Annotated in this window: 4 protein-coding genes and 1 pseudogene; 3 read left to right on the forward strand and 2 right to left on the reverse strand. The window is 33.7% G+C overall.

The window, feature by feature from the left end; all coding sequences use genetic code 11:
* Window positions 1-347: 347 nt before the first annotated feature.
* A complete protein-coding gene (locus AFK68_RS43380) occupies window positions 348-476 on the reverse strand; it encodes a hypothetical protein (RefSeq protein WP_256386523.1) in 129 nt (42 codons plus the stop codon).
* Between the two features lie 211 nt (window positions 477-687).
* On the opposite strand from AFK68_RS43380, the gene AFK68_RS36510 reads away from it, so the two are divergent.
* The 3 genes and pseudogenes from AFK68_RS36510 to AFK68_RS44675 all read left to right on the forward strand — a co-directional run.
* On the forward strand, window positions 688-828 hold the full coding sequence (locus AFK68_RS36510; RefSeq protein ID WP_168186385.1) for a hypothetical protein: 141 nt from the start codon (window positions 688-690) through the stop codon (window positions 826-828).
* The gene (locus AFK68_RS09410; protein ID WP_094672489.1) at window positions 816-1,208 is read left to right on the forward strand and encodes a choice-of-anchor W domain-containing protein; all 393 of its coding nucleotides are present in this window, start codon (window positions 816-818) and stop codon (window positions 1,206-1,208) included. Before AFK68_RS36510 ends, AFK68_RS09410 begins: the two co-directional genes overlap by 13 nt.
* A 30-nt stretch (window positions 1,209-1,238) precedes the next feature.
* Window positions 1,239-1,737: pseudogene (locus AFK68_RS44675) on the forward strand (choice-of-anchor W domain-containing protein); the annotation flags it as partial.
* A gap of 754 nt (window positions 1,738-2,491) precedes the next feature.
* On the opposite strand, the gene glcD reads toward AFK68_RS44675, so the two are convergent.
* Window positions 2,492-3,970 carry a glycolate oxidase subunit GlcD gene (gene glcD / locus AFK68_RS09420; protein WP_094672491.1) on the reverse strand — a complete coding sequence of 493 codons (1,479 nt, stop codon included), beginning with the start codon at window positions 3,968-3,970 and terminating at the stop codon, window positions 2,492-2,494.
* Window positions 3,971-4,582: the final 612 nt, after the last annotated feature.

Genomic DNA, 4,582 nt, shown 5'->3' on the forward strand with positions numbered 1-4,582 from the left:
TCTAAAATCCAAAAACTCAAACGTTATAGTTTTATGCCTTATCTATTCTAATAGAGTAAATCGCCTCATGCCTAAGTTTCTCTAAAATCCAAAAACTCAAACGTTATAGTTTTATGCCTTATCTATTTTAATAGAGTAAATCGCCTCATGCCTAAGTTTATCTAAAATCTAAAAACTCAGACGTTATAGTTTTATGCCTTATCTATCCAAGAGCTGCGTGTTTTTTTTTCAGTAGTCTTAACTAGAAAAAAATCTATTCTGCGAAATCATCTATTTTTCAATTATTGGCGACTGAAATAGATAGTTAGGTTAGCTCTGATAAAGAAATTGGAGACATCACGCCAGTACTATTCTAGGCAACTAACTAATAATAACAACTGAAAATAATGTAAGGAACTTTCCATTTCAGGTTCATCACTTTCTAACTGAGTAGCATCAGGCATCATTGCCTCTAAGGTTTGAGCATTTAAAATCATTTATTATTAATTAATAGTGTTCTGTAGTAATGATAATCTACTGATATTTACGGATATTTCTACAATTTATATGATTTTTTTTATGTAGTCATACTGAACATTTTGAGAGATTTAAATATTCGGTAAAGTTTGACTATTTTACTTGCAAATTAAGTTCTTGGTAGGTTAGATTTAATTGGTAGAAAAGAACACCTTTTAGGAGCAGATAAATATGAATAAATACAAATCATTTTTACCATTAGCAGGATTAGTGATTGGATTTTTAGGAGCGCCAGTTTCAGCAAAAGCTTTTACTCTAGGAGGTGTTATTAATGGAGAAGAAGCTTTTGAGCAATTTAGATGCAACATATAGATGTTGCTGCTGAGGGGCGAATTGGAGATTTATCAGGAACAGCAGAACATGAATTTAATATCCATTACGATAATGAGAATGGCGATGGTCAAACAGTTCCTGTTGAGTACCGTCGTTTTGATTGGGTGAGTGGAAAAGCAGAATATTTTACTCTAACATTATTCAAAGATGTACTAACTTACGAAATTGGTGGACAAACTTTAAAATACGGTATTACAGATACTTTTAACGATCTATTTATCCGCACAACAGCTCGTAAACAAAATAATAGTGTTGTGGTAGATAATCTAATGCTAAATGGTCAGGCGATCGCGGAAAATTCTAGTTTTGCCTGCTCTGAAAGATGTGATTATTGGAATAGCTCCCATATCTATGGTTAACGGATCTAGAGGAGAGTTTCACATTAACGNATATTTTACTCTAACATTATTCAAAGATGTACTAACTTACGAAATTGGTGGACAAACTTTAAAATACGGTATTACAGATACTTTTAACGATCTATTTATCCGCACAACAGCTCGTAAACAAAATAATAGTGTTGTGGTAGATAATCTAATGCTAAATGGTCAGGCGATCGCGGAAAATTCTAGTTTTGCCTGCTCTGAAAGATGTGATTATTGGAATAGCTCCCAATATCTATGGTTAACGGATCTAGAGGAGAGTTTCACATTAACGGGCACAACAACTATGACTTGGACTGGAGATCCTAGAGACCTTAAAGATAAAGATAACCCAGCTCCCCACCGTTCAGAACTAGCATTTCAACTTAAACTAGGCGATGTGATTATGGGAGAAGAATTGACAGGTGAATTAGCAACAACACCAGAGCCAGTTTCCATGTCACTATTTTCTGTTGGTGTTGTAGGTTTAGCAATGGCTGGTTTGCGTCGTCAGAAGAAAGGATAAATCAGAAATTTCAGATGGTTTGACCCCAATAGTTAGTATTCAATTAGTCATGTATTTACTACAAAATAGGGTTGCAATCTACTTTTTTAAGTCTGCTAAATTGAATCTGAGACCAAATCATTTGATGATTAATATTATGTCCAGATGAACAGTTATAAATAATTCGGGAGGAGTCAGAACTTAATTATCAATTATCCATTATTCATTATCCATTAATGAAAGCTTTCTTCTTTTCAAGGAAAGGTAATTATTAATTATTAATTGTTGGAGTATTTCTGTTTTTATCTACAGTGAACTCTGATTAAAATTTGATTTTCTGCAACTTCTTATGAATCTAGTATCAGTCACTAATATAATCTGCGGTTGAATAGTTGTACTTTATAAGGAGGAAAGGAGAGGGAACTTATACTGAAGTTAGAAGGGAAGGAGTTAAGTTTAGAAGGGAGAAAGTTTTTGATAACTGATTATCTAAACATTATATTAGTTGATTTTTCGGCGTTACATAGTTGGGAGATGATAATTAAATTAGCATCAGCTAAAACTATCCCTTGATAATGTAAATTTTTGGGCAGATATCAAAATCATCCCTTGATAATACAACGCCGAAAATTGATTGCCAGAAACTACTCCTTCGTCTAAAAAATCAAGCTAATTTTTGCTCGCTGAAAATAACGCTTTAAAGCTTCTAAATATTTATCTATAGTTTTTCTGAATTAGTAACTAGATAATCTTTAAAATTAAACCAAACTAAAGTTTAAAAAACTTCCGCTCCTTCAAACTGCTTAACCTTCTGAATATTAGCAGATTCCCCGCAAGTTCGAGGTGTAGGAAATATCTTTTCAGGATTAGCTAAACCCTTAGAATTAAATACACTTCTTACCCATTGCATAGTTTCTAAATCTGTCTCACTAAACATCAAAGACATATAACATTTCTTATCTGAACCGATGCCATGTTCTCCAGACAAACTACCACCAACCTCCACACAAATTTTCAGAATTTCTCCTCCTATTTCTTCTACAGTTTCAAAAGCACCTTCAACAGAATCATCGTAAATAATTAAAGGATGAAGATTCCCATCTCCAGCATGAAAAACATTGGCAATTTTATAACCATATTTATGACTAATTTCCTCTATTGCTTGCAAAACATAAGCCATTTTTGTCCGAGGGATTACCCCATCCTGAACAAAATAATTTTTCCCTAAGTTACCAGCAGCAGCAAAAGCAGCTTTTCGTCCTTTCCATAACTTCATCTGCTTTTCTGGTTCACTAGCAGTAGTAATTTCTATTGCTCCATTAGTTTTACATATTTCTTGAATTAATTTTTTATTCCTATCAACTTCCACTTGTAAACCATCTATTTCTACTAACAAAATTCCATCAGCATTGCGGGGATATAAACCCGTATTAATAACATCTTCTACAGCATTAATACTCAAATTATCCATGATTTCCATCCCAGCAGGAATTATGCCCGAACTGATAATATCAGATACAGTTTTTCCAGTATTTTCTATATTAGGAAATCCTGCTAAAAGTACACATACTGATTCAGCAGATTTAATAACTCTCAAAGTAATTTCTGTGGCTATTCCCAGAGTACCTTCAGAACCTACAAATAAACCTGTTAAATCATAACCAGGCATCTCAGGAATTTTCCCACCAATATCAACTATTGAACCATCAGGAGTAACTATTTTTAATCCTAAAACATGGTTAGTTGTTACTCCATATTTGAGACAATGGACGCCTCCAGAATTTTCAGCAATATTCCCACCAATTGAACAAATAATTTGACTGGAAGGGTCGGGAGCGTAATAGAAACCAGCGCCACTAATTGCTTGTGTCACCCAGTTATTAATAATGCCTGGTTGTACAACAACTTGTTGATTTTTTAAGTCTATTTTCAGGATTTTTTGCATTAATGAAGTGACGATTAAAACACAGTCTTCTATTGGTAATGCTCCTCCAGAAAGACCTGTTCCTGCACCTCTAGGAAGCCAAGGAATATTGAGGTTATGACATATTTTTACTGCTTTTGAGACTTGTTCAGTGGTGCGGGGTAATATTACTAATGCAGGTCTTTGACGATAACTAGCTAGACCATCACATTCATATACTAATAATTCTTCTTTGCGTTGAACTACACCTTTTTTTCCTACAACTGCTTCAAATTGTTTGGCAATTTGTTTCCAATTACGTTTCGTTTTTTGTTTGTCTTTAGTAAGCATTTTATTTATGGGTATAGAAATTTTGAGGGTCATTTCAGTTATCAGTTATCAGTAACTCTGGCGCTTACCCAGAAGCTGAAAATAATGAACTGTTATCTTTTCATTCCCTTAAAAGGGGAGGCGCATTCCCTCTTTTTTTGGTAAATATTATCACTTAATTATAGCTTCTAATCCAAGATTTTCTCTAGGGGGGGGTGAAAAAAGCTAGAGGTTTAGGGTCGTTATACCAAATCTCAAAAAATTTGCTATATATCGTTTGGTTCGAGAGTGTGGGGTGTAGGAAAAAAATACTTTTAATACCAATTTGATAAATGTTTACTACAAATAGCTAGGGTAATTTTTAGGAGTCAGGAGTCAGGAGTCGTATGGGAATAGCTTCGATGCTATTTCTTAGTTAATAATCTATCTTTTTCGTCAAAGAGACGTATCCTGTAAATTATTTTTATCCTCCTTACTATTCGTAACATTCTTTTTTTTAACTGGTATATAGCAATTTTCATGTTTTTTAGAGTACAGAGATTTTGGTTTAAAGGAAGAAGGCTCATATTATCTAGGAGAGAAGGAAGAAGTAATGCAAGTCATGAAGTGAAAACCGCTATAGCGTTTCCCAAG

Source organism: Hydrocoleum sp. CS-953 (assembly GCF_002260545.1).
Classification (GTDB): Bacteria; Cyanobacteriota; Cyanobacteriia; order Cyanobacteriales; family Microcoleaceae; genus Trichodesmium.

What these genes read in the sequence shown, in the direction of transcription:
- AFK68_RS43380 (WP_256386523.1), bottom strand. Translation starts at nt 476, where the DNA reads ATGATTTTAAATGCTCAAACCTTAGAGGCAATGATGCCTGATGCTACT.
- AFK68_RS36510 (WP_168186385.1), top strand. Translation starts at nt 688, where the DNA reads ATGAATAAATACAAATCATTTTTACCATTAGCAGGATTAGTGATTGGA.
- AFK68_RS09410 (WP_094672489.1), top strand. Translation starts at nt 816, where the DNA reads ATGCAACATATAGATGTTGCTGCTGAGGGGCGAATTGGAGATTTATCA.
- glcD (WP_094672491.1), bottom strand. Translation starts at nt 3,970, where the DNA reads ATGCTTACTAAAGACAAACAAAAAACGAAACGTAATTGGAAACAAATT.